The 21,152-nt window shown below is 72.6% G+C and carries 22 protein-coding genes; 18 read left to right on the top strand and 4 right to left on the bottom strand.

The annotated features are described in order from the left end of the window. Positions 1-31 precede the first annotated feature (31 nt). The 5 genes from K7B10_RS17430 to glmM all read left to right on the top strand — a co-directional run bounded on the left by K7B10_RS17430 (position 32) and on the right by glmM (position 5,701). Positions 32-1,651, top strand: a complete 1,620-nt coding sequence (locus K7B10_RS17430; protein ID WP_372481428.1) for an ABC-F family ATP-binding cassette domain-containing protein — start codon at positions 32-34, stop codon at positions 1,649-1,651. 67 nt (positions 1,652-1,718) lie between these two features. Continuing rightward, positions 1,719-2,975, top strand: a complete 1,257-nt coding sequence (locus K7B10_RS17425) for a glycosyltransferase family 87 protein (protein WP_229336977.1) — start codon at positions 1,719-1,721, stop codon at positions 2,973-2,975. A 232-nt stretch (positions 2,976-3,207) separates the two neighbouring features. Continuing rightward, positions 3,208-3,651 (top strand): 50S ribosomal protein L13, encoded by a 444-nt coding sequence (gene rplM / locus K7B10_RS17420; RefSeq protein ID WP_030864410.1) that lies wholly within the window; start codon positions 3,208-3,210, stop codon positions 3,649-3,651. Positions 3,652-3,693: 42 nt separating this feature from the next. Further along, positions 3,694-4,209 carry a 30S ribosomal protein S9 gene (rpsI, locus tag K7B10_RS17415; RefSeq protein WP_030864407.1) on the top strand — a complete coding sequence of 172 codons (516 nt, stop codon included), beginning with the start codon at positions 3,694-3,696 and terminating at the stop codon, positions 4,207-4,209. Between the two features lie 133 nt (positions 4,210-4,342). Then, on the top strand, positions 4,343-5,701 hold the full coding sequence (gene glmM / locus K7B10_RS17410; RefSeq protein ID WP_030864404.1) for a phosphoglucosamine mutase: 1,359 nt from the start codon (positions 4,343-4,345) through the stop codon (positions 5,699-5,701). Between the two features lie 82 nt (positions 5,702-5,783). Here glmM and K7B10_RS17405 read toward each other — a convergent pair whose 3' ends face one another. Together K7B10_RS17405 and coaA are read right to left on the bottom strand one after the other, a co-directional pair. Then, a complete protein-coding gene (locus K7B10_RS17405) occupies positions 5,784-6,731 on the bottom strand; it encodes a DUF389 domain-containing protein (RefSeq protein ID WP_229336975.1) in 948 nt (315 codons plus the stop codon). 29 nt (positions 6,732-6,760) lie between these two features. Then, positions 6,761-7,795 carry a type I pantothenate kinase gene (gene coaA, locus K7B10_RS17400; RefSeq protein ID WP_229336973.1) on the bottom strand — a complete coding sequence of 345 codons (1,035 nt, stop codon included), beginning with the start codon at positions 7,793-7,795 and terminating at the stop codon, positions 6,761-6,763. A gap of 220 nt (positions 7,796-8,015) precedes the next feature. Here coaA and K7B10_RS17395 point away from each other — a divergent pair, with 220 nt between their 5' ends. From K7B10_RS17395 to K7B10_RS17360, 8 genes are all read left to right on the top strand, one after another. Further along, on the top strand, positions 8,016-8,753 hold the full coding sequence (locus tag K7B10_RS17395; protein ID WP_229336971.1) for a hypothetical protein: 738 nt from the start codon (positions 8,016-8,018) through the stop codon (positions 8,751-8,753). A gap of 121 nt (positions 8,754-8,874) precedes the next feature. Beyond that, entirely contained in the window at positions 8,875-10,722 is a 1,848-nt protein-coding gene (glmS, locus tag K7B10_RS17390) for a glutamine--fructose-6-phosphate transaminase (isomerizing) (protein ID WP_229336968.1), read from the top strand. 18 nt (positions 10,723-10,740) lie between these two features. Then, on the top strand, positions 10,741-11,109 hold the full coding sequence (locus K7B10_RS17385) for a holo-ACP synthase (protein WP_229336966.1): 369 nt from the start codon (positions 10,741-10,743) through the stop codon (positions 11,107-11,109). Positions 11,110-11,135: 26 nt separating this feature from the next. Next, on the top strand, positions 11,136-12,545 hold the full coding sequence (locus tag K7B10_RS17380; protein WP_229336965.1) for an NAD(P)H-hydrate dehydratase: 1,410 nt from the start codon (positions 11,136-11,138) through the stop codon (positions 12,543-12,545). A gap of 89 nt (positions 12,546-12,634) precedes the next feature. Next, positions 12,635-13,771: an alanine racemase gene (gene alr / locus K7B10_RS17375; protein ID WP_229336964.1), complete on the top strand. Its 1,137-nt coding sequence runs from the start codon at positions 12,635-12,637 to the stop codon at positions 13,769-13,771. Positions 13,772-13,789: 18 nt separating this feature from the next. Further along, positions 13,790-14,989: an alpha/beta fold hydrolase gene (locus K7B10_RS17370; RefSeq protein ID WP_229336963.1), complete on the top strand. Its 1,200-nt coding sequence runs from the start codon at positions 13,790-13,792 to the stop codon at positions 14,987-14,989. Beyond that, the gene (gene tsaE, locus K7B10_RS17365) at positions 14,940-15,485 is read left to right on the top strand and encodes a tRNA (adenosine(37)-N6)-threonylcarbamoyltransferase complex ATPase subunit type 1 TsaE (RefSeq protein ID WP_372481554.1); all 546 of its coding nucleotides are present in this window, start codon (positions 14,940-14,942) and stop codon (positions 15,483-15,485) included. The genes K7B10_RS17370 and tsaE overlap by 50 nt, the downstream gene beginning before the upstream one ends. 192 nt (positions 15,486-15,677) lie before the next feature. Beyond that, complete coding sequence (locus K7B10_RS17360) at positions 15,678-15,860, top strand: hypothetical protein (protein WP_229336962.1); 183 nt, start codon at positions 15,678-15,680, stop codon at positions 15,858-15,860. An 81-nt stretch (positions 15,861-15,941) separates the two neighbouring features. Here the strand turns inward: K7B10_RS17360 and K7B10_RS17355 are convergent, their stop codons facing one another. After that, entirely contained in the window at positions 15,942-16,499 is a 558-nt protein-coding gene (locus K7B10_RS17355) for a hypothetical protein (RefSeq protein ID WP_229336961.1), read from the bottom strand. Between the two features lie 163 nt (positions 16,500-16,662). Here K7B10_RS17355 and tsaB point away from each other — a divergent pair, with 163 nt between their 5' ends. The 5 genes from tsaB (at position 16,663) to K7B10_RS17330 (ending at position 19,939) form a co-directional block, all read left to right on the top strand. Further along, a complete protein-coding gene (gene tsaB, locus K7B10_RS17350) occupies positions 16,663-17,325 on the top strand; it encodes a tRNA (adenosine(37)-N6)-threonylcarbamoyltransferase complex dimerization subunit type 1 TsaB (RefSeq protein ID WP_030864363.1) in 663 nt (220 codons plus the stop codon). After that, positions 17,322-17,858 (top strand): ribosomal protein S18-alanine N-acetyltransferase, encoded by a 537-nt coding sequence (rimI, locus tag K7B10_RS17345; RefSeq protein ID WP_229336960.1) that lies wholly within the window; start codon positions 17,322-17,324, stop codon positions 17,856-17,858. Before tsaB ends, rimI begins: the two co-directional genes overlap by 4 nt. Next, positions 17,851-18,957 (top strand): tRNA (adenosine(37)-N6)-threonylcarbamoyltransferase complex transferase subunit TsaD, encoded by a 1,107-nt coding sequence (gene tsaD, locus K7B10_RS17340; protein ID WP_229336959.1) that lies wholly within the window; start codon positions 17,851-17,853, stop codon positions 18,955-18,957. The genes rimI and tsaD overlap by 8 nt, the downstream gene beginning before the upstream one ends. Then, positions 18,957-19,229 carry a hypothetical protein gene (locus K7B10_RS17335; RefSeq protein ID WP_229336957.1) on the top strand — a complete coding sequence of 91 codons (273 nt, stop codon included), beginning with the start codon at positions 18,957-18,959 and terminating at the stop codon, positions 19,227-19,229. Before tsaD ends, K7B10_RS17335 begins: the two co-directional genes overlap by 1 nt. 65 nt (positions 19,230-19,294) lie before the next feature. Then, positions 19,295-19,939, top strand: a complete 645-nt coding sequence (locus K7B10_RS17330) for a hypothetical protein (RefSeq protein ID WP_229336955.1) — start codon at positions 19,295-19,297, stop codon at positions 19,937-19,939. Here K7B10_RS17330 and K7B10_RS17325 read toward each other — a convergent pair. After that, on the bottom strand, positions 19,926-21,104 hold the full coding sequence (locus K7B10_RS17325) for a THUMP-like domain-containing protein (protein ID WP_229336953.1): 1,179 nt from the start codon (positions 21,102-21,104) through the stop codon (positions 19,926-19,928). The two genes, K7B10_RS17330 and K7B10_RS17325, sit on opposite strands and share 14 nt — an antisense overlap. Positions 21,105-21,152: the final 48 nt, after the last annotated feature.

Below are 21,152 nucleotides of genomic sequence, written 5' to 3'. Positions count from 1 at the left end.
GTATCGGCGCCGGGCCTGGACAATGCCCCGCATGGGACATCTCGAAGCCAGCCACCTGGAGTACTACCTTCCCGACGGGCGGGTCCTGCTCCCCGACGTCTCCTTCCGCGTGGGGGAGGGGTCGGTCGTCGCCCTCGTCGGGGCGAACGGCGCCGGCAAGTCCACCCTGCTGAAGCTGATCTCCGGCGACCTCCAGCCGCACGGCGGCGGGACCACCGTCAGCGGCGGCCTCGGCGTGATGTCGCAGTTCGTGGGCTCCGTGCGGGACGAGACGACCGTACGGGACCTGCTGGTCTCGGTGGCCCAGCCCCGGATCCGGGAGGCCGCGAAGGCCGTCGACCGGGCCGAGCACCTGATCATGACGGTGGACGACGAGTCCGCCCAGATGGCGTACGCGCAGGCGCTGAGCGACTGGGCCGACGTACAGGGCTACGAGGCCGAGACCCTGTGGGACGTCTGCACCATGGCCGCACTGGCCGTCCCGTACGACGCCGCTCAGTTCCGCGAGGTGCGCACGCTGTCGGGCGGTGAGCAGAAGCGGCTCGTGCTGGAGGCGCTGCTGCGCGGGCCGGACGAGGTGCTGCTGCTGGACGAGCCGGACAACTACCTGGACGTCCCGGGCAAGCGGTGGCTGGAGGAGCAGCTCAAGGCCACCCGCAAGACCGTGCTGTTCGTATCGCACGACCGGGAGCTGCTGTCCCGGGCCGCCGAGAAGATCATCAGCCTGGAGCCGAGCCCCACGGGCACGGACGTGTGGGTGCACGGCTCGGGATTCGACACCTACCACGACGCCCGCAAGGAGCGCTTCGCGCGCTTCGAGGAGCTCAAGCGGCGCTGGGACGAGGAGCACGCCCGCCTGAAGGCGCTGGTGCTGCGGCTGCGCAACCAGGCGGCGAGCAGCCCCGACATGGCCTCGCGCTACCGGGCGATGCAGACGCGCTTCCAGAAGTTCGAGGAGGCCGGCCCGCCGCCGGAGCCGCCGCGCGAGCAGGACATCAAGATGCGTCTGAAGGGCGGGCGGACCGGCGTGCGCGCGCTGACCGTGGAGAACCTCGAGCTCACGGGCCTGATGAAGCCGTTCTCGCTGGAGGTCTTCTACGGGGAGCGGGTCGCCGTGCTCGGCTCGAACGGCTCCGGGAAGTCGCACTTCCTGAGGCTGCTGGCCGGCGAGGACGTCAAGCACACGGGTGGTTTCAAGCTGGGCGCCCGGGTGGTCCCCGGTCACTTCGCGCAGACGCACGCCCACCCCGAGCTCTTCGGACGCACGCTCGTCGACATCCTGTGGACGGAGGCCGCGAAGCCGCTCGGCCCCGCCATGGCCGTCCTGCGCCGGTACGAGCTGGAGCGCCAGGGGGAGCAGCCCTTCGAGCGGCTGTCGGGCGGCCAGCAGGCGCGTTTCCAGATCCTGCTGCTGGAGCTGGCGGGCACCACGGCGCTGCTCCTGGACGAGCCGACCGACAACCTGGACCTGGAGTCCGCGGAAGCCCTCCAGGACGGTCTGGAGTCGTACGAGGGCACTGTGCTGTGCGTCACGCACGACCGGTGGTTCGCTCGGACATTTGACCGTTTCCTGGTCTTCGGTTCCGACGGTGTTGTGCGAGAGACTCAGGAACCCGTTTGGGACGAACGTAGGGTCGAGCGCAAGCGCTAGGGGGAGACCGGCCCCTCGGCCGGAGTGAGGGGGAGGCGTTGTGGGCCTGCGGCCTGGCATCTGGCTCGTGAAGCGGGAGAACGGCGGCCCCGGCAACCGGCTGCTCGACTGGCTGCTGCGGCCCGCGTCCCGGCCCTGGCAGCTCGTCTCCCTCGCGGTGGTGCTGGGGGTCTGCGTCTCCACGAGCCTGCGGGAGAACTGGGGCTCGGACAACGCCTTCGTGGTCAAGGCGGCGCAGACGCTGCTGGCCGGCGGGTCGCCGTACGAGGACAAGCGCTTCCTGTACCTGCCCAGCGCGGTCCTGATGGCCGTTCCCGAGGCGCTGCTGCCGACGGCGGTGCTGCGCTGGAGCCTGCCGGTGGCGATGTCCGGGCTGCTGGGCATCGGGTGGCTGGCCGCGCTGCGGATGTTCTCGGTGCCGCTGCGCTCGCGCTTCGCGGTCGTCGGGTTCGCGGTGCTGGCCCTGGCCTACAAGCCGTACGTGAACCTCGTGCTGATCGGCAACTGGACGGCGATCTCGGCGGCCGCGCTGCCGGTCGCGCTGCTGCTCGCGCACCGGCGGTCCTGGGCGGCCGCCGGGCTGGTGGTGGGGCTGGCCATCGCCTGCAAGCCCATGCTGGTGCCGATCGGGCTGCTCTTCGTACTGGCCAGGCAGTGGCGGGGGCTCGCCGTGGCCGTGCTGGTGCCGCTCGGGGTGTCGCTGCTCGGGGCGCTGATGATGCCCAGCCCGACGCTGTTCTTCACCAAGACCCTGCCGTTCCTGCTCCAGGGGCAGGACGCGTACGCGTTGCCCTGGGACGCCTCTCCCATAGCGGTGCTGCCCCGGCTGGGGGTGCCGCAGCCGGTGGCGGTGCTGGTGGCCTTCGCGGGGGCCGGGGCGGGGCTCTGGGCCGCCTGGACGCGGTGGCGGCGCACGGGGGAGGAGGGCGACGCGGGGGAGCTGCGGCTCGCGGAGACGGCCTGCATGGTGATGCTCACCGCATTCCTGGTCTCGCGGCCGTCCTTCGACCACTACCTGCTGGTGGTGCTCCCGCTGCTGCTGGCCTCGGCGGTGCGGCCGGGGTCGATGCCCCGCTCACCCTGGTTCTGGCTGGCCCTGACGCCCCAGGTGGCGCTGGTCCCGTGGCCCTCCGAGCTGGCCCACAAGCGGCGTGCCTTCAAGGACTGCGCCACCCTGTGCGGGCTCGCGATCCTGCTGGTGCGTCGTGCGCTGGGCTCCGGTCGGGTTATTCTTGGCCAAGTAACAACTGCGGGGTCCCCACCCAGGACCGAACCGGAGTGCGCCGCGACGCCAGCAGAATCGGCATCGCGGACCGCGTTTTGACCCGTACGGGTCTGCTTGGGTATCCTGCTGGTTTGTTATGCGTATGGGCTTTCTCATTCTCACGTGAAAGGGCCTTGCGCCGGTCCACCGGACCGATGACCAGCGGTTCACACGGGATGCGTCCCCGATGTGAACGAGGGCTGTCGTGATCGTCCGTGGTGACCCTGTCAGGACCTTCCCGCGGGGGCTTGCGCCCTTGGGATACCACCACTGAAGAAGCGAAGGCATACGCGTGCGTACGTTCAGCCCCAAGCCCGGCGACATCTCGCGCCAGTGGCTCGTCATCGACGCCCAGGACGTTGTCCTCGGCCGTCTGGCGACCCAGGCCGCTGCCCTCCTGCGGGGCAAGCACAAGCCGACCTATGCGCCTCACATGGACATGGGCGACTTCGTCGTCATCATCAACGCCGACAAGGTTCACCTGTCCGGCAACAAGGCGACCCAGAAGATGGCGTACCGCCACTCCGGTTTCCCGGGCGGTCTGCGTTCCGTGCGCTACGACGACCTCCTGGCGAACAACCCGGAGAAGGCCGTCGAGAAGGCCATCAAGGGCATGCTCCCCAAGAACACCCTGGGCCGTCAGATGCTCTCGAAGCTGAAGGTCTACTCGGGCGACCAGCACCCGCACGCTGCCCAGCAGCCGGTGCCGTTCGAGATCACCCAGGTCGCGCAGTAGTTCCGGCCACCCCCTAAGACGTAGAAAATTCTGAGGAGCATCGTGGCCGAGACCACCGCCGAGACCCCCGTCGAAGAGTTCGAGGGCGTCGAGGAGTACACCACCGAGTCTGAGGTCGTCGTCGAGGGCGACTACACCTCCGAGTCCCTTGCCGGCCGTTTCGGCGACCCCCAGCCGGCCGCCGGCCTGGGCCGTCGCAAGAACGCCATCGCCCGCGTCCGGATCGTTCCGGGCACCGGCAAGTGGAAGATCAACGGTCGCACCCTTGAGGACTACTTCCCCAACAAGGTGCACCAGCAGGAAGTCAACGAGCCGTTCAAGCTCCTTGAGCTGGACAACCGCTACGACATCATCGCCCGCATCTCGGGTGGCGGCGTCTCCGGCCAGGCCGGCGCCCTGCGCCTCGGCGTGGCGCGCGCCCTGAACGAGGCGGACGTCGACAACAACCGCCCGGCGCTGAAGAAGGCCGGCTTCCTTTCCCGCGACGACCGTGCGGTCGAGCGCAAGAAGGCCGGTCTCAAGAAGGCCCGTAAGGCTCCGCAGTACAGCAAGCGTTAATCTGCGCCTGCTGTTCAGCAACAACCGCCCCGGCAGCACTCTCTGTGCTGCCGGGGCGGTTCGTTTACCGCCACAAGCGGCAAATACATGTCACAAGCGGTCACAAACGAAGCGTGAACTCGGGAGGACAACAGTGGGACAACTCTTCGGGACGGACGGTGTACGCGGCGTCGCCAACGCGGATCTGACGGCTGAGCTCGCGCTCGGTCTCTCCGTGGCAGCTGCCCACGTACTCGCCGAGGCGGGCACCTTCGCGGGCCACCGCGCGACCGCGGTCGTCGGCCGCGACCCGCGCGCCTCCGGCGAATTCCTGGAGGCTGCGGTCGTCGCCGGCCTCGCGAGCGCGGGCGTGGACGTCCTGCGCGTCGGTGTGCTGCCCACCCCGGCGGTGGCGTATCTCACCGGTGCGCTGGGTGCCGACCTCGGCGTGATGCTCTCCGCCAGCCACAACGCGATGCCCGACAACGGCATCAAGTTCTTCGCCCGCGGCGGCCACAAGCTCGCCGACGAGCTCGAGGACCGCATCGAGGCCGTCTACGACGAGCACCGCACCGGCGCCCCCTGGGACCGGCCCACCGGCGCCGGCGTCGGCCGCGTCTCCGACTACGACGAGGGTTTCGACAAGTACGTCGCCCACCTCATCGGGGTCCTCCCGAACCGCCTCGAAGGACTCAAGATCGTCCTGGACGAGGCGCACGGCGCGGCAGCCCGCGTGTCGCCCGAGGCCTTCACCCGGGCGGGAGCCGAGATCGTCACCATCGGCGCCGAGCCCGACGGCCTCAACATCAACGACGGCTGCGGCTCCACCCACCTGGAGCTCCTCAAGCAGGCCGTGGTCGAGCACGCCGCCGACTTCGGCATCGCGCACGACGGCGACGCGGACCGCTGCCTCGCGGTCGACGCCACCGGCGCCGAGATCGACGGCGACCAGATCCTCGCGGTGCTGGCCCTGGCCATGCGCGAGGCCGGCCAGCTGCGCGGCAACACCGTCGTCGGCACCGTGATGTCCAACCTCGGCTTCAAGCTGGCCATGGAGGGCGAGGGCATCGAGGTCGTGCAGACCGGTGTCGGCGACCGGTACGTGCTGGAGTCGATGAAGGAGCACGGCTACGCGCTCGGCGGCGAGCAGTCGGGCCACGTGATCATCCTCGACCACGCCACGACCGGCGACGGCACGCTCACCGGCCTGCTGCTCGCGGCGCGCGTCGCGGCCACGGGCCGCTCGCTCGCCGAACTCGCGGGCGTCATGCGGCGGCTGCCGCAGGTGCTGATCAACGTTCCCGACGTGGACAAGTCCCGGGTCGCGACCTCCGGCGAGCTGGCGGCGGCCGTCGCCGACGCCGAGCGTGAGCTGGGCACCACCGGGCGCGTGCTGCTCCGTCCGTCCGGTACCGAGCCGCTCGTACGCGTGATGGTCGAGGCCGCCGACATCGAGCAGGCCCGCGCGGTCGCCGGCCGGCTGGCGGACGCCGTGAAGTCGGCGCTCGGCTAGAGCGGCCCCGCTTCTCGTACGTCGGCCCCGTCCCCCGGAATCCACCGGGGGACGGGGCCGACGGCGTTCGGGGCCGGTCCGCTCAGGTCTTCGGTCTGCGGGCCCAGCGGCCGCGCTGGGTCCGCCACAGAGCCTTCTGGCCGTACAGGGTCAGGACGCCGGCCAGCATGATGCCGCACAGGTTGAGCAGCAGCTGCTCCGCCGAGCCCCACATCTGGGCGAAGTCCCCGTAGCCCAGGGCCACCGCGGCGTTGGCGCCGGCCGGAACGGTGGTCACGGAGATCGCCACGCCGACCAGCGCGCCGGACTTGGCGGAGGTCAGCGACAGTACGCCCGCCATGCCCGCGAGCAGTGACACCACGAAGGACAGGGGGTCCGGCCGCCAGATGAAGCCGGTGTTCGGGCGGGGCTGCTCCAGCATCTCTGCGTTGAACTGCCCGATCGCGTCCATCCCCAGGCTGAAGACGGTGGTGGCGACGATCGCCAGGGCGAAACCGATCAGCAGGGCGCCGAGGGACCGCAGGGCGAGCCGCGGTCGCCGCTGCACCACGCCGGTGCAGACCCCGGCGAGCGGTCCGAACTCCGGGCCGACCGCCATCGCGCCCACGATCAGGATGGCGTTGTCGAGCACGACGCCGCAGGCGGCGATCATCGTCGCGAGGATCATGAACGCGACGTACGTGAAGGTGAGGGTGGACTCCTCGTGGGTGGCCTCGGTCAGCTGCTCCCACAGCACCGCGTCGGCCGCCTCGCCCGGGGCCTCCTCCTCGGCCGCCTCGGCCCGCCGGGACAGCGACAGGTCGATGTTCTCGACGGCGATCGAGCCGTCCTCCTCGATCCCCAGTCCCCGGAGCTCGTTCAGCAGCTCGTCGCCCGCCTCGCGCGCCACGTCGCACAGCACCACGTCGCCCAGGGGCTCGCGGGCGGCGCCCGGCAGCACGACCAGGTGGGTGGTGCCGACCGTCGACTCGATGGCCGAGATCACGGCCTTGGTCCGGTCGGCCGGGATGATCAACCGAAGGTGCAGCATGGCCGCACCCTAGTGGCCGGGGGAGGGGATCAGAGCTTGCGGAGGCTGAGTTTCTGGACCTTGTGGTCCGGGCCCTTGCGGACGACGAGCGTGGCGCGCCCGCGGGTGGGAGCGACGTTCTCCAGGAGATTGGGCTTGTTGATCGTGCGCCACATGGTCTGCGCGTACTCCATGGCCTCCTCCTCGGAGACCTGGGTGTACTTGCGGAAGTAGGAGAAGGGGTTCTGGAACGCGGTCTCGCGCAGCTTCCGGAACCGGTTGAGGTACCAGCGCTCGATGTCCTCGGGCCGGGCGTCCACGTACACGCTGAAGTCGAAGTAGTCGGCGAGCGCGACGCGCGTACGGCCGTCCGTGCCGGGCAGGGCCGGCTGCAGGACGTTGAGCCCCTCGACGATCAGGATGTCCGGGCGGCGCACGACGAGCCGCTCGCCGGGGACGATGTCGTAGATCAGGTGCGAGTAGACCGGGGCGCTGACCTCGTCCTTGCCCGCCTTGATGTCCGCGACGAAGCGGGTGAGCGCGCGCCGGTCGTAGGACTCCGGGAAGCCCTTGCGGGAGGTCAGCCCGCGCCGCTGGAGCTCCTTCATCGGGTAGAGGAAGCCGTCGGTGGTGACCAGCTCGACGCGGGGGTGCTCGGGCCAGCGGGCGAGCAGGGCCTGGAGCAGGCGGGCCACGGTGGACTTTCCGACGGCCACGGAGCCGGCGACCCCTATGACGAAGGGGGTGCCCTGCTGGGCGCCGTGGCCGTTGCCGGCGTCGCCGAGGAAGGTGTTGAGGGTGCCGCGGAGGTTGCTCGTGGCGCCGACGTAGAGGTTGAGGAGGCGGGAGAGCGGCAGGTAGACGTCCCGGACCTCGTCGAGGTCGATGACGTCGCCGAGACCGCGCAGCCGCTCGACCTCCTCGGCGGTGAGGGGGAGCGGGGTCCGCTCGCGCAGCGCGCTCCACTCGTCGCGGGTGAGGTCGACGTACGGGGAGACCTCGGCCCGGCGGTGGGGCCGCTCGGGACGGCCGGGGCGCTCCGTCGCGCTGTCCGGCTGCGTGCTTCGTGGCGGCGAAGTGATCACAGGGCCATTGTCGTGGCTCGGGGGCGGTTGTGGGTGGTGGGGTCGGTCACGTGGCCGGGCCTTGGCGGGTGCGGAGGGTATCGCCCCGGTCACGATTGGCGGCGTGCGGCGGAAAAGGCGCGGGCAGTGATCGGAGCGGCGCGTAGATTTGCCCGGGCGTTGCGGTCTTTTTGCAGGCCGCCGCCCTTTTCATTGTTGTGTTCTCTGGGGGAGATCCTTCGTGCGTAGCACCCTTGTCCGTCGTACCGTCCTGACCGCTTCCGCGGTGTCCCTGGTCCTGCTGTCCACCGCCTGTGGTTCCGGCAAGGCGGACGACAAGGTGGGCGGCGCCACGCCGACCCCCTCCGGCGCAGCCTCGTCCGCGGCCCCGGCCGCGAAGGGGAAGACGGATGCCGAGCTGGTGGCGCTGCTGGTGACGCAGACCGAGCTGCCGACCCACGCGGTCCGGGCGGCGACCCCGGCCGAACTCGCGGCGGCGGCCAGTGCCGGCAGCGACAAGCCCGAGTGCCTGCCGCTGGTCAAGGCGCAGTCCACGGCTCCGGTCGGCACCCCGGTGGGCAGGGCGGGCACCAAGGCGGTCGCCCTGCCGAAGTCCGTGGAAGGCGTCCTGGGTGCCACCGTCACGTCCATCGCGCTCGCCTCGTACGACGGCAAGGGCGCCGAGGCGGCCTTCGCCTCCGTCAAGGCCGCCGCCACGGCCTGCGCAGGCGGTTACACCGGCAGCCAGGCCGGCGACTCCCTCAAGATCGCCAAGGTGGTCCCGGGCGCCCCGGTCACCGCGGGCGACGAGGCGCTCGCCTACACCGCGGTGGCGGACGTTGACGGCGAGAAGGCTTCCACGGAGCTCGTGGTCGTGCGCAAGGGCAACATCATCGCCACCTTCTCGGCCGTGAGCCCGAGCGGCTCCGCCGAGCAGCCGAAGGCCGTCGTCGAGATCCAGGCCAAGAAGCTCGGCTGAGGTCCGGCCCGGCCGGGCGTTCGAGCAGCCGTCAACCCCGCTCCGGCGTATTCGCCGGGGCGGGTTTTTCGTCTTGTTCAGGTACGGGGCACGGAGCCGACATCCGCGTACGCTGCGCCGTATGTGCGGAATTGTGGGTTACGTGGGAGCGCAGTCGGCGCTCGATGTGGTCATCGCCGGACTCAAGCGGCTGGAGTACCGCGGCTACGACTCGGCGGGCGTCGCCGTGCTCGCGGACGGGGGGCTGGTCTCCGCCAAGAAGGCCGGAAAACTGGTCAATCTGGAGAAGGAGCTGGTCGGGCATCCGCTGCCGGCCGGATCCACGGGACTCGGACACACCCGCTGGGCCACCCACGGCGGGCCCACCGACGTCAACGCCCACCCGCACCTCGACAACGCGGGCAAGGTCGCCGTCGTGCACAACGGCATCATCGAGAACTTCGCCGAGCTGCGCGCCGAACTGGCCGAGCGCGGGCACCGGCTGGAGTCCGAGACGGACACCGAGGTCGTCGCCCACCTGCTGGCCGAGCGGTTCGAGGCCGGCGGGGACCTCGCGGAGGCCATGCGGCAGGTGTGCCGACGGCTGGAGGGCGCGTTCACACTGGTCGCGGTGCACTCCGACGCACCGGACGTGGTGGTCGGGGCCCGCCGGAACTCCCCTCTGGTGGTGGGCGTCGGCGAGGGCGAGAACTTCCTCGCCTCGGACGTGGCCGCGTTCATCGCCCACACCCGGTCCGCGATCGAGCTCGGGCAGGACCAGGTCGTCGAGCTCCGCCGCGACGGGGTCACGGTGACCGACTTCGCCGGTGCGCCCGCGTCCGTTCGGGCGTACCACGTGGACTGGGACGCCTCGGCGGCCGAGAAGGGGGGGTACGACTACTTCATGCTCAAGGAGATCGCCGAGCAGCCGAAGGCCGTCGCCGACACCCTCCTGGGCAGGATCGACGGGAGCGGCTCGCTGAGCCTGGACGAGGTGCGCATCCCCGTCTCGGTGCTCAGGGAGGTCGACAAGGTCGTGATCGTGGCGTGCGGTACGGCGTACCACGCGGGCATGATCGCGAAGCTGGCCATCGAGCACTGGACCCGCATCCCGTGCGAGACGGAGCTGGCGAGCGAGTTCCGCTACCGCGACCCGATCCTGGACCAGCGGACGCTCGTGGTCGCGATCTCGCAGAGCGGCGAGACCATGGACACCCTGATGGCGCTGCGCCACGCCCGCGAGCAGGGCGCCAAGGTGCTGGCCATCTGCAATACGAACGGGTCGACGATCCCGCGCGAATCGGACGCGGTGCTGTACACGCACGCAGGTCCGGAGGTTGCCGTCGCCTCGACGAAGGCGTTCCTGACGCAGCTGGTGGCCTGCTATCTGGTCGCGCTGTACCTCGGGCAGGTGCGGGGTACGAAGTGGGGCGACGAGATCGAGGCGGTGATCCGCGAACTGTCCGACATCGCCGGGGCCGTGGACACCGTACTGGAGACGATGGAGCCGGTCCGGGCGCTGGCGCGCTCGCTGGCGGACAAGAACACCGTGCTGTTCCTGGGCCGGCACGTCGGGTACCCGGTGGCGCTGGAGGGCGCGCTCAAGCTCAAGGAGCTGGCGTACATGCACGCCGAGGGCTTCGCGGCGGGCGAGCTCAAGCACGGTCCGATCGCGCTGATCGAGAAGGACCTGCCGGTGGTGGTGGTCGTGCCGTCGCCGCGCGGGCGCTCCGTGCTGCACGACAAGATCGTTTCGAACATCCAGGAGATCCGGGCGCGCGGGGCGCGGACCATCGTCATCGCGGAGGAGGGCGACGACGCGGTCGTCCCGTACGCCGACCACCTGATCCGGATCCCGGCGACGCCGACGCTGCTCCAGCCCCTGGTGGCGACGGTGCCGCTGCAGGTCTTCGCCTGCGAGCTCGCGACCGCGCGGGGCAACGAGGTGGACCAGCCGCGTAACCTCGCAAAGTCGGTAACGGTGGAGTGAGCGAAGCGAGTTGGCGTTGTGATTATCGGAGTGGGAATCGACGTTGCCGAGATCGAGCGGTTCGGTGAGTCGCTGGCCCGGACGCCGCAACTGGCGCAGCGGCTGTTCGTCGACTCCGAGTTGACGCTGCCGAGCGGCGAGCGGCGCGGGACCGCCTCGCTCGCCGCCCGGTTCGCCGCCAAGGAGGCCCTCGCCAAGGCGCTCGGCGCGCCCGGCGGGATGCTCTGGACCGACGCCGAGGTGTACGTCGAGGAGACCGGGCAGCCGCGGGTGCGGGTGTCCGGGACGGTCGAGGCCAGAGCGGTGGCGCTGGGCGTGAAGTCCTGGCACATCTCCCTGAGCCACGACGCGGGCATCGCCTCGGCCGTGGTGATCGCCGAGGGCTGAGCCTCCTTTTCGGGCAGGCTGGTCCCATGCGTACTGCTTACAGCGTGGAGACCGTACGGGCCGCCGAGCGCGAGCTGATGGCCCGGCTGCCCGAAGGAACCCTGATGCAGCGCGCGGCGGCCGGGCTGGCCGCCGTCTGCGCGGGACTGCTGCGCCGGGTGTACGGCTCGCGCGTCGTGCTGCTCGTCGGCCCCGGGGACAACGGAGGCGACGCGCTCTACGCGGGCGCCCGGCTGGCCCGGCGCGGCGCCGGGGTGACGGCCGTCCCGATGGATCCCGAGCGGGTGCACGCGGGCGGGCTGCGGGCCCTGCTGGCCGCCGGGGGCCGGCTCGCGCCGGCCGTCCCCGGCCGGGCGGACCTCGTACTGGACGGGCTCGTCGGCATCGGCGGCCGCGGCGGGCTCCGGCCGGCCGCCGCGGCGCTGGTGGAGCGGATCCCGGACGGCGCCGTCGTCGTCGCGGTGGACCTCCCGAGCGGGGTCGACGCGGACACCGGCGAGGTGGCCGGAGCGGCCGTCCACGCCGATGTCACGGTGACCTTCGGGGCGTACAAGCCGGGCCTGCTCATCGACCCGGGGGCCTCGCGCACCGGTGCGCTGCGCCTGGTGGACATCGGGCTGTCGCTGCCGGACCCGGACGCCGAGGCCCTGCAGCACGCCGATGCGGCGGCGCTGCTGCCGGCTCCGACGGCGTCGAGCGACAAGTACCGGCGGGGCGTGGTCGGCATCGTCGCCGGGTCGGTGCAGTACCCGGGTGCGGCGGTGCTCGCCGTCGCGGGGGCGCTGCACGGCGGCGCGGGAGCCGTGCGGTACGTCGGCCCGGCGGCCGACGCGGTGCTGGCGCGCTACCCGGAGACGCTGATCGGGCCGGGCCGGGTGCAGGCGTGGGTGGTCGGCCCCGGGCTGGGCGAGGGCCGGGCGGCGGAGGTCGCCGAGGCCCTGGCCGACCCGGTGCCGGTGCTGGTGGACGCGGACGGGCTGCGCGGGCTGGACCCGGAGGTGCTGCGGGCCCGGCCGGCCGAGACTCTGCTGACCCCGCACGCCGGGGAGGCGGCGGTGCTGCTCGGGACGGACCGGGCGGCGGTGGAGGCGGGCCGGCTGTCGTCCGTACGGTCCCTCGCGGCGCGGTACGGGGCGACGGCCCTGCTGAAGGGGTCGACGACGCTGGTGGCGCGCCCGGGGGGCGGCCCGGTCCGGGTCAACCCGACGGGGACCCCGTGGCTGGCCACCGCGGGCAGCGGCGACGTCCTGTCGGGGTTGGCGGGATCCCTGCTCGCCTCGGGCCTGGCGGCCCCGGACGCCGCGTCGGTGGCGGCGTACGCGCACGGCCTGGCGGGGCGCCGGGCCGCCCGCGGAGCCCCGCTCCTCGCCCAGCGGATCGCGGAGACCCTGCCGGAGGCCTGGCGCGACATCCGCGAGGAGGCCGACCGCCCTTGATACGTCATCAGGGGTGAAAAACATCCAATATGTCGCCGTACGAACGGCGGTCGCGCAGGCCACGGCCTCGCTCTGAGAGACTGGGGGCGATGAACGAGACACCGACGCGCGTGTACGCCGAGATCGATCTTGACGCCGTACGGGCGAACGTACGCGCCCTGCGCGCGCGGGCACCCAGGGCCGAGCTGATGGCCGTCGTCAAGGCGGACGCCTATGGCCACGGCGCCGTCCAGTGCGCCCGCGCGGCCCAGGACGCCGGTGCCACCTGGCTCGGAACCGCCACCCCCGAGGAGGCGCTCGCCCTGCGCGCCGCCGGGATCACCGGACCGGTCCTGTGCTGGCTGTGGACCCCCGGCGGTCCCTGGCAGGCGGCCGTCGAAGCCGACGTGGACATCTCCGTCAGCGGCATCTGGGCCCTCGACGAAGCGCGCAAGGCGGCCCTCGCCGCCGGCCGCACCGCCAGGGTCCAGCTCAAGGCCGACACCGGCCTCGGCCGCGGCGGCTGCCAGCCCGCCGACTGGGCCGAGCTCGTCGACGCGGCCGTGGCCGCCCAGGCCGAGGGCACCGTCAGGATCACCGGCCTCTGGTCGCACTTCGCCTGCGCCGACGAGCCGGGTCACCCCTCCATCCCGCTCCAGCTGGCGTCCTTCCGCGAGATGCTGGCGTACGCCGAGAAGGAGGGCGTGGAGCCCGAGGTCCGGCACATCGCCAACTCGCCCGCGACCCTGACCCTGCCCGAGAGCCACTTCGACCTCGTGCGCTGCGGCCTCGCCGTCTACGGGGTCTCCCCGGCCCCCGAGCTCGGCACCGCCGAGGAGCTGGGCCTGCGCCCCGCCATGACCCTCAAGGCCTCGGTGGCACTGGTCAAGACCGTGCCCGCAGGCCACGGCGTGAGCTACGGGCACCACTACGTCACCGAGGCCGAGACGAACCTGGCCCTCATCCCCGCCGGCTACGCCGACGGCATCCCCCGGCACGCCTCCGGCAGCGGCCCCGTCTCCGTCGGCGGCAAGATCCGCCGCGTCGCCGGCCGCGTGGCCATGGACCAGTTCGTCGTCGACCTGGGTGGTGACCTGGTACGCGCCGGGGACGAGGCCGTCCTCTTCGGAACCGGCGAGCACGGCGAGCCCACCGCCGAGGACTGGGCTCAAGCGGCACACACGATCGCTTATGAGATCGTCACCCGTATCGGGGCGCGCGTGCCCCGTGTCTACCTGGGCGGCTGATGGCTGAGTGAGGACGGCGTGAGCGAGAACTGGCGCAAGGCGGGCTGGGCCGGCGCCGCGATCGGCGTGATAGCCGCAGGCGCGGCGGCCGGGGTCGCGGTCGAACGGATCACGGTCGGACGCGGCATGCGCCGCAAGGCGCGCCTCGCGCTGGACGCCACCGGCGACTACGGCTCCCTGCGGGGGACGCCGGCAGCCTGCTACGCCGAGGACGGCACCGAGCTCTACTACGAGGTCGACGAGCCGCCCGTGGGCCCCAAGAAGCGGGGCCGGCTGCGTCGCAAGGACCCGGCCGCGCCGACCGTCGTCTTCTGCCACGGCTACTGCCTCGCCCAGGACTCCTGGCACTTCCAGCGCTCCGCCCTGCGCGGACTGGTCCGCTCCGTGTACTGGGACCAGCGCAGCCACGGCCGCAGCGCGCGCGGCTTCGCCCAGGCCGACGGCGAGCGCGTGACCATCGACCAGCTCGGCCGGGACCTGAAGACCGTCATCGACGCCGCCGCGCCCGAGGGCCCGCTGGTCCTCGCAGGCCACTCGATGGGCGGCATGACGATCATGGCGCTGGCCGAGCAGTTCCCGGAGCTGATCCGCGACCGGGTGATCGGCGTGGCCCTGGTCGGCACCTCCAGCGGCCACCTCGACCAGGTGACGTACGGGCTGCCCGCCGTCGGCATGGGCGCCGTACGCCGCATCCTGCCGCCGGTGCTCAAGGCGCTCGGCTCGCAGGTGGAGCTCGTGGAGAAGGGCCGCCGCGCCACCGCCGACCTCTTCGCGGGCATGATCAAGATGTACTCGTTCGGGGCTCCCCGCGAGGTGGACCCGGGCGTCGCGCGCTTCGCCGAGCGGCTCATCGAGGCCACCCCGATCGACGTGGTCGCGGAGTTCTACCCGGCCTTCCAGATCCACGACAAGAGCGCCGCCCTGCAGCGGTTCGCCGACATCCCCGTCACCGTCATCGCCGGCGACCGCGACATGGTCACCCCGGCCGCGCACAGCCAGGCCATCAAGGATGCGCTGCCGGCCGCCGAACTCGTGGTCCTGGAGTCCGCCGGGCACCTGATGATGCTCGAATACCCCGACACGGTGACCGGGCTGCTGACCGACCTGCTGGCGCGCACGGGCGCGGTGCCCGCAGCGACTAACGTTGGCGGGCATGGAAGAAGTACCGCTGGAAGCGCCACGAGCGGCGCACCGTCAGGCACCGCAACAGGGAACTGAGGCGGCCGCCGCCGAGGCGCGCATCACCGTCGGCTCGCCCGAGGCCATGCAGGAGCTGGGCCGCACCCTCGCCGGCCTGCTCCGCCCGGGCGACCTCGTCCTGCTGACCGGGGAGCTCGGCGCGGGCAAGACCACGCTGACCCGGGGCCTGGGCGAGGGGCTGGGCGTACGGGGCGCCGTGACCTCGCCGACCTTCGTGATCGCCCGGGTCCACCCCTCGCTGCGCGGCGGGCCGGCGCTGGTCCACGTGGACGCGTACCGGCTCGGCGGCGGCCTGGACGAGATGGAGGACCTGGACCTCGACGTCTCGCTGCCCGAGTCCGTGGTCGTCGTGGAATGGGGCGACGGCAAGGTCGAGGAGCTCTCCGACGACCGGCTGCACGTGGTGATCGCGCGGGCGGTCGGCCACGAGGAGGTCCTGGACGACGTACGGGAGGTCTCGGTGCGCGGGATCGGAGCGCGCTGGTCGGTGCCGGGCGCGCTGGCGTCGCTGTAGCCCGCCGGCCCGGAGCGGCGGGGGCGGGCCCGGAGCGGCGGGCCCGGAGTTGACGCCCGCACCCGCCGTCCCGGAAAACGTACCGACAACTCGTCGGCAAGATGTTGCGCCGATCGAGTCCGGCGTGGTCACATGGTACAGAGGGCTGGTTAGGTTTACCTAAGTACGGGCCGGCCCAAGCCAGGAGGAGCCATGTCCGCAGCAGGAGTGCAGCGTGACCCCCGCCCGTCCGTCGTGCCCATGGGGGCGCTGCTCGCCGCGGGCGCGGCCGCCACCGCCGTCTCGACGCCTCCCGTGCGGGAGGTCCCGGACGCGCCCGAGGCCGACCCGCCGGCCGTACGCGAACGGGCCGCCCCGGAGTCCGAGGCGGCCTGAGAAGCCCGTGTACCCGCGCGCCCTGCCCGGCCGCGATGACCCGTACGGGTGAATCCGCGGCGCCGGTCAGAGGGCCGTTGCTCAGGGGACGACGACGACCTTCGAGTTGATCGTCGCGAAGGCCCACATGGCATCGCCGTCGGTCCGTGCCATCCGGATGCCGCCGGTCTTCTTGCTCTGGTCCGGCTCCGGCATCTGGCCGTCCACCCGGGAGCTGAACCCGACGACGACCCCGTCCGCCGTGGCGAACCGCACGACGTGCTCGATCGGCACCCCGTCCGAGCCGGTCACGGCGCCCGAGCGCGAGTTCACCAGGTACGTGCCCGGCTTCGGGTGCGCCGTGCTGGGCTTGACCGCGAACGACTTCGGTTCCCCGTTCTCCCCGACCAGCCACACCCGCTTCTGGCCCACCGAGTACACGACGCGCGAGCCGGTGCCCGACTCGGCCGGCACGGCCACCGGCTTCGCCGGGTCGGCCACGTGCGGGGACGCGGCCGGGGAGGGGGCCGCGGGCTGCTGGGCCGACGCCTTCGGGGGATGCGCGGGCGCGGTCGCGGAGGCCTGGTAGCCGAGGAAGCCGACGGCGGCGATCGCCACCACGGTGAGCCCGGCCACGATTCCCGAGCTGCTGCGTGCCACCTTGCTCCACCTCTCCCGTGCTTCCCCTTGGCCGGAGCGCCTGCCGGGCAGCGCCTGCGCGCCCTGGCCCGTGGCTCGGCCGATACCTGGGTCGAAGGTAGCAGCCGGGGTGGCCCGAGACCGGCCGCGAGGGCCCGGGCCCCCGGAGTCGTAGGCTGTTCGCGTGCTCTTGCTCGCTGTAGATACCGCCACGCCCGCCGTCACCGTCGCCCTGCACGACGGCGAGTCCGTCCTCGCCGAGTCGAACCAGGTCGACGCCCGCCGCCACGGGGAGCTCCTGCTGCCCTCCGTCGACAAGGTCCTCGCGGAGGCCGGGCTGAAGCTCGAAGCCCTCACGGGCATCGTGGTCGGCGTCGGCCCCGGCCCCTACACCGGGCTGCGCGTCGGACTCGTCACCGCCTCCACCTTCGCCACCGTGCTCGGCATCCCCGTGCACGGCCTGTGCACCCTCGACGGGCTCGCGTACGCCGCGGGCGCCGCCGGGATCGAGGGCCCCTTCACCGTCGCCACCGACGCGCGGCGCAAGGAGGTCTACTGGGCCCGGTACGAGGACCCGCGCACGCGTGTCGGCGAACCCGCCGTCGACCGGCCGGCCGACATCGCCGAGCGGGTCGCGGGCGTGCCCGCCGTGGGCCAGGGCGCGCGCCTGTACCCCGAGGTCTTCCCGGACGCCCGCGAGCCCGAGCACCAGTCGGCCGCCGCGCTCGCGGCCCTGGCCGCCGAGCGGCTCGCCGCCGGGGCGGAGTTCCTGCCCGCGACCCCGCTCTACCTGCGCCGGCCCGACGCGCAGGTGCCCAAGAACTACAAGGTGGTCACCCCGCAGTGACGGCACCGACAGCGGTACTGCGCGAGATGCGCTGGTGGGACATCGAGCCGGTGCTGGAGCTGGAGCACGAGCTGTTCCCCGAGGACGCCTGGTCCGCGGGCATGTTCTGGTCCGAGCTCGCCCACGCCCGCGGCCCGCACGCCACCCGCCGCTACGTGGTCGCCGAAATCCCGTCCGACGGCGGCTCCGCCGCGGGCGGGCCGGGCCGCCTCGTCGGCTACGCCGGACTGGCCGCCGCCGGTGACCTGGGCGACGTACAAACCATCGCGGCCGCGCGCGACCAGTGGGGGACCGGGCTCGGCGCCCGGCTCCTCACCGACCTGCTGCGCGCCGCCACCGCGTTCGAGTGCGCCGAGGTGCTGCTGGAGGTACGGGTGGACAACACCCGGGCCCAGAAGCTCTACGAGCGCTTCGGCTTCGAGCCGATCGGCTTCCGGCGGGGCTACTACCAGCCCGGCAACGTGGACGCCCTCGTGATGCGCCTGACCGACCCCGCACAAGCGACGACTGAAAGCACTGAGAGCAATGGCTGACGAACCGCTCGTCCTCGGCATCGAGACCTCCTGCGACGAGACCGGCGTCGGCGTGGTCCGCGGCACCACCCTGCTGGCCGACGCGATCGCCTCCAGCGTCGACGAGCACGCCCGCTTCGGCGGCGTCGTGCCCGAGGTGGCCTCCCGGGCGCACCTGGAGGCGATGGTCCCGACCATCGAGCGCGCCCTGAAGGAGGCCGGTGTCAGCGCCCGCGACCTCGACGGCATCGCCGTCACGGCGGGTCCCGGCCTCGCGGGGGCCCTGCTGGTGGGCGTCTCGGCGGCCAAGGCGTACGCGTACGCGCTCGGCAAGCCGCTGTACGGGGTGAACCACCTGGCCTCCCACATCTGCGTGGACCAGCTGGAGCACGGGCCGCTGCCGGAGCCGACCATGGCGCTGCTGGTGTCCGGCGGGCACTCCTCGCTGCTGCTCGCCCCCGACATCACCTCCGACGTACGGCCGCTGGGCGCGACCATCGACGACGCGGCGGGCGAGGCCTTCGACAAGATCGCGCGCGTGCTGCAGCTGGGCTTCCCCGGTGGCCCGGTCATCGACCGGCTCGCCCGCGAGGGCGACCCGAAGGCGATCAACTTCCCGCGCGGGCTGACGGGGCCGCGTGACGCGGCGTACGACTTCTCCTTCTCCGGGCTCAAGACGGCGGTCGCCCGCTGGATCGAGGCGAAGCGGAACGCGGGCGAGGAGGTGCCGGTGCGCGATGTGGCGGCGTCCTTCCAGGAGGCCGTGGTGGACGTGCTGACCCGCAAGGCGATCCGCGCCTGCAAGGACGAGGGCGTCGACCACCTGATGATCGGCGGCGGTGTGGCGGCCAACTCCCGGCTGCGCTCGTTGGCGCAGGAGCGCTGCGACGACGCGGGGATCATCCTGCGGGTGCCGCGGCCGAAGCTGTGCACGGACAACGGCGCCATGGTGGCGGCGCTGGGCGCGGAGATGGTCAAGCGGAACCGGCCGGCCTCGGACTGGGACCTGTCGGCCGACTCCTCGCTGCCGGTGACGGACCCGCACGTGCCGGGTGCCGCCCATGCGCATGCGCACGACCACGACCACGTGCACGAGTTGAGCAAGGACAACCTCTACTGATGAGCACCGTCGCATTGATGTGGGAGGCCCGGGCCGCCGCCGGGCGGGGCAACGAGCTGCTGGAGTGGGCCCGTGCGCAGGTGCTGGAGCGCGAGCCGGTGCGCCGCGAGCTCCTGCGGGCCCAGCAGGACCGGGTGCTGGTCGTCACCTGGTGGGAGGCGGCCGAGGGCGTGGCGGCGCAGCTGCCCGAACTCCCGGAGCCCGCGGCCGATCTGATCACCCGTCCGGTGCACCGCTGGCGGTTCGAGTCGGTGGAGACCAGCGGAACCTGACACACGAGGCGCCCTCCAGCCGCTCGTGAGCGGGGCTCGGGTCCGCTGGCGATATCGTCATGAGCATGCCTCGCCGTGACCTGCCGCCCCCACCGCCTCCGGCCCACTTGCGCGACTGGCTGGACGAGGACGCCGTACGCGCCGACCGCGCCCGCTTCCTGAAGGACCTGGGCAGGCGCAGCCTGGGCCTGGGGCGGCTGCTGCTGCTCTGGGCCGTGGCCGCCGTCTTCGCGCTCGGCTGGTCCTTCGTGGCCATGGCCCTGATGTCCTTCGAGACGCCGGGCGACCCGCTCTCGTACGTCTTCGGCCTCATCTTCGGCCTGCTCGGCGCGGGCGTGCTGATCCCGGCGGGGTTCTGGTTCGCCCGCGGCGCCCGGCGCGACCGGCTGGTCCACCACCTGCTGTGCGCCTGGGCCGAATCGGACCGCGACCCGGCCGCCGACGCCCGGGTCCGCGCCCCGGGGCTGAGTCTGACCTGGCTGCTGGCCTCCTTCGCGCTGGGCGCGCTCGGGCTGTACGTGACCTTCGGCTCGGCGGCGTCGGCCCGCCCGGGGGTCACCACGTACGGCGAGGTCACGTACTACATGGGCCTCGGAATGATCCTGTGGATCACCGGCCTGCTGGGCCTCGGCAAGGCCGGCGCGCACTACCGGTGGGCGGTGCGCGCCTTCCGGGGCGGCGGCAGCGGAGGCGGCGCTACGGCGCGCTGACGGGCGAGCCGATCAGCATCGACGGGGCGCCCGCGACCCGGGTCAGGAAGACGGTCGCGGAGTGCGGCCCCTGCGGCTTGACCTTCTTGCGCAGCTCCTCGGGTTCGATGGCCGACCCGCGCTTCTTGACGGTCAGGATGCCGACCCCGCGCTCGCGCAGCAGGGCCTTCAGCTTCTTGAGGCCGAACGGCAGCACGTCGGTGATCTCGTACGCGGTGGCGTACGGCGTCGCGCGCAGCTCGTCGGCGGTGACGTACGCGATGGTCGGGTCGATGAGCCGGCCGCCCAGCTGCTCGGCGACCTCGGCGACGAGGTGGGCGCGGATCACGGCGCCGTCGGGCTCGTAGAGGTAGCGGCCGACGGGCCCGGCCTCGGGGTCGGGCAGCGGAGCGACGGTGTGCAGGGTGCGCGGTCCCGGCAGCAGGGTGGCGCGCACGGTGCCGGGCGCGGTCCCGAACCACAGCACGGCCTCCTTCACGTCCCCCTGGTCCGAGATCCACTCGGCCTCGGCCTCGGCCGGTACGGCCTCGTGCGGGATCCCGGGGGCGATCTTGACGGCGGCGTACTTGGCCGTACGGGCGGCCTCCACGGCCCACGACAGCGGCGGCGAGTAGCTCTCGGGGTCGAAGATCCGGCCGCGGCCCCCGCGCCGGGCCGGGTCGAGGAAGACGGCGTCGTACCCGGAGGTGTCGATGCCGGTCACATCCGCCTCGCGGACCTCGATCAGCTCCGCCAGCCCCAGCGCCTCGGCGTTGGCGCGGGCGACGGCGACGGTCAGCGGGTCGCGGTCCACGGCCAGGACGCGGATGCCGATCCGGGCCAGGGCGAGGGCGTCCCCGCCGATCCCGCAGCAGAGGTCCGCGACGCTGCGCACGCCGAGGTCCGCGAGCCGTGCGGCACGGTACGAGGCGACCGGGGCGCGGGTGGCCATCTCGCCGCCGCCGGGCGTGAAGTACATCCGGAACGCGTCCTCGACCCCGAACTTCGCCACCGCGCGCTGTCGCAGCCGGGCCTGCCCGAGCGCGGCGGAGACCAGCGCGGCGGGGTGCTCACGGCGCAGCCGGGTGGCGACGGCGAGCTCCTGAGCCGGGTCGTGGTCGCGGAGCGAGTCGAGGAGGGCGCTGCCCTCGGGGGTGAGGAGCGCGGCGAAGTCTTCGGGGGTCACCCCTCCATTGTCGGCTCCCCGGCCGGCGGGGGTGCGTGTGGGCCGGTC

Origin of the sequence: Streptomyces flavotricini (assembly GCF_020639365.1) — a bacterium.
GTDB classification, from domain to species: Bacteria; Actinomycetota; Actinomycetes; order Streptomycetales; family Streptomycetaceae; genus Streptomyces; species Streptomyces flavotricini.
Note: the sequence above shows the minus strand (reverse complement) of the source record. Positions and strands in the feature narration are given on the sequence as shown.

What these genes read in the sequence shown, in the direction of transcription:
- K7B10_RS17430 (WP_372481428.1), top strand. Translation starts at nt 32, where the DNA reads ATGGGACATCTCGAAGCCAGCCACCTGGAGTACTACCTTCCCGACGGG.
- K7B10_RS17405 (WP_229336975.1), bottom strand. Translation starts at nt 6,731, where the DNA reads ATGCTGCACCTTCGGTTGATCATCCCGGCCGACCGGACCAAGGCCGTG.
- glmS (WP_229336968.1), top strand. Translation starts at nt 8,875, where the DNA reads ATGTGCGGAATTGTGGGTTACGTGGGAGCGCAGTCGGCGCTCGATGTG.
- K7B10_RS17380 (WP_229336965.1), top strand. Translation starts at nt 11,136, where the DNA reads ATGCGTACTGCTTACAGCGTGGAGACCGTACGGGCCGCCGAGCGCGAG.
- alr (WP_229336964.1), top strand. Translation starts at nt 12,635, where the DNA reads ATGAACGAGACACCGACGCGCGTGTACGCCGAGATCGATCTTGACGCC.
- K7B10_RS17360 (WP_229336962.1), top strand. Translation starts at nt 15,678, where the DNA reads ATGTCCGCAGCAGGAGTGCAGCGTGACCCCCGCCCGTCCGTCGTGCCC.
- tsaD (WP_229336959.1), top strand. Translation starts at nt 17,851, where the DNA reads ATGGCTGACGAACCGCTCGTCCTCGGCATCGAGACCTCCTGCGACGAG.
- K7B10_RS17335 (WP_229336957.1), top strand. Translation starts at nt 18,957, where the DNA reads ATGAGCACCGTCGCATTGATGTGGGAGGCCCGGGCCGCCGCCGGGCGG.
- K7B10_RS17330 (WP_229336955.1), top strand. Translation starts at nt 19,295, where the DNA reads ATGCCTCGCCGTGACCTGCCGCCCCCACCGCCTCCGGCCCACTTGCGC.